Origin of the sequence: Flavobacterium sp., assembly GCF_043779715.1 — a bacterium.
In the GTDB taxonomy this organism is placed as follows: Bacteria; Bacteroidota; Bacteroidia; order Flavobacteriales; family Flavobacteriaceae; genus Flavobacterium.
This window is the reverse complement of the sequence record NZ_JAYWDT010000280.1, coordinates 1-2373: the sequence shown is the minus strand read 5'-3', so window position 1 is coordinate 2373 and position 2373 is coordinate 1. Positions and strand designations below refer to the sequence as shown.

The 2373-nt window shown below is 31.0% G+C and carries 3 protein-coding genes; all 3 read right to left on the bottom strand.

Translation table 11 applies throughout. The annotated features are described in order from the left end of the window. The coding region (locus ACH2BG_RS13595) for a LytR/AlgR family response regulator transcription factor (protein ID WP_395048236.1) at positions 1-512 on the bottom strand (512 nt) is incomplete at its 3' end. Between the two features lie 37 nt (positions 513-549). Continuing rightward, the gene (locus ACH2BG_RS13590; RefSeq protein WP_395048235.1) at positions 550-1725 is read right to left on the bottom strand and encodes an alpha/beta fold hydrolase; all 1176 of its coding nucleotides are present in this window, start codon (positions 1723-1725) and stop codon (positions 550-552) included. Positions 1726-1912: 187 nt separating this feature from the next. Further along, on the bottom strand, positions 1913-2373 hold a 461-nt coding region (locus ACH2BG_RS13585; protein WP_395048234.1), incomplete at its 5' end, for a sensor histidine kinase.

Sequence of the window (2373 nt, the reverse complement as noted above, 5' to 3'; positions counted from 1 at the left end):
TTAAGGTGGTAAGATATTTTATTTTCAAGATGTATGGTGATGTAATCTTTTAGACTTTCGATGTATAAAATTTCATCAAAAACAATTTTGATGTTTTTGATTCCACTTGAAACAAAAATATGCTTTTCAATAACTTTTTTGTTCTCTTTTTTGGAAGTTTGTAATTGCTTAAATTTTTCTATTGAAACAAAAAAACGGTCAAAAGTAATGGGCTTAAGTAGGTAATCAACGACATTAAGTTCATAACCTTCTAACGCATATTCTCTGTAGGCGGTTGAGAAAATTACTTTGGGAGGATTTTTTAGCTTTTTCAAAAAATCATTTCCTTTTAATAAAGGCATTTCGATATCTAAAAAAATCAAATCAACGTCATTACTTTCCAAAAAAGTATATGCTTTTAGAGCGTTTTCGAAAGAATCGATTATTTCGAAACTTTCGAAATGTGCTAAATGAGAAGCAATTAACTCTCTCGCCAAAGGTTCGTCGTCAACGATGATGCATTTGTATTTCATTCAATAAAAGAATAAGGAGTTTAGAATTTATAAAAATCTAATTTAGCGGTTTTGAGTTGTCTTTTGCTATTCTTTCCAAAACTTCTTTTCCATTTTTATTTTCAGGGTTTAGCTCAATAGATTTTTTATACATAAGAGTTGCTTCTTCTTTCCGATCAATTTTCAGTAATGCTTCTCCATAACTATCAAAGGCGTTTGAACTATTTGGATTCAATACCATATTAAGTTTTAAAACTTCTGCTGCTTTTTGGTTTTCATTTTCCCCTAATAATTCATAACCCCAATTATTTAAATCATCTTCCGAATGGTTAAAAGCTAAGTCTTCAGCTTTTTCATCATTACAAGCTTGCATGGTATATTGTAAAGCGCGTTCTTGAATTTCAGCTTTTTGTTTTGAACTATTTGCATAAATTTTTGCAATTGTAGATATTACTAAAGCTGGATTGTCTACCCAAATACCGTGACGGCATCCATAAGCGGTTATACCAGTAACATTAGGATTGCTCTCTACATATTTTTTGTGACATTCTTTCCATCTCTCAATTTCATTATTTAATTTTGAAAAGGATATTCCATTTATAAAATCAATAACGGGAATGTTTGGGGGTATGTTGGTTTTACGCATTATTTTTACAGTTTCTAGAAAAGTAGCTGACATATAATAAATACCCTTATTGTTTTTTTTCCATTCAGGAATAAGTTTTTCTTCGCCTACCTGTTGTTTTTCGGCATATCCGTTTTCATAATAGTTATGATTAACATCGATTAATACAACACCTTTAACCAATTTAGGATGCTTGGCTGCATAAAGAGTCGAAAGATAGCCACCGTAAGAATGCGAAACGAGAATGATTTCTTTATCGTAGCCCAATTTTTTTAAGCCAATTTCTAAATCTTCAATACTACTGATGATGCCGTGTTTTGAATCATCAGTTTGTAAAGTGTCAATAGTGCTTTTGCCAAAGCCAGCTCTGTCGTATGTTATCAAAGTGGCGCCTGTTATTTCCGCAATGGGTTTTAAAATCGAATTCCAAACTGTTCCATCATTTCCTCCACCTGATTCAAAAAGTATCACCGCTCCTTTTCCTTTTATAATATTGAAATGGATTTTGTGTTTTCCAACATCAACCAAGGTATCAATAGTTTGGGAGTGGGATTCAGTAGTGCTAAAAATACTAAAAGACAGGATGCAAATTAAAAAGTGTGATTTCATGAATTAAGTTTCAAAATTAAAATATTTGATAACAAGTTGGTCCCAAAAAGATTTCTTTAATTATCTATACAAAGTCTCACAATAAAATTTGTTTGAGTTATTTCTATTTCCAACTGATGCTTTTTTGGATACAGCAAATCCAGTTGTTTTCGAACGTTTTCGATTCCAATTTGTGATTTGTCAGACCTTATCGTGGTTTCGTTTTGAGGTTTTGTGTTTTCGATAAAAAAATAATTTGCTGTTTTTTAGTTTCTAAATTCATGCGAATTACTGCTTTTTCGGTTTCATTAATTACGCCGTGTTTAAAAGCATTTTCTACAAAAGTCAACAGAATTAGCGGCGAAATTTTGCTGTCTTCGTGAATGTCTTTGGTGAATGAAATGTCTAATCTGTTTTCATTGTAGCGTAATTTTTCTAATGAAATATAGTTTTCCAATAAGTTGATTTCCTTTTTTATACAAACAAAATCATCATTGCAACGGTATAAGACAAAGTCTAATATTTCGGATAATTTAGCAATAATCTCGGGTGCTTTGTCGTCTTTTTTGAGTGTTAAAGCGTAGAGATTATTTAGGGTGTTGAATAAAAAATGTGGATTCAATTGGTTTTTTAAAACTTTGAGTTCCATTGATTTTTTCTCTTCTTCGA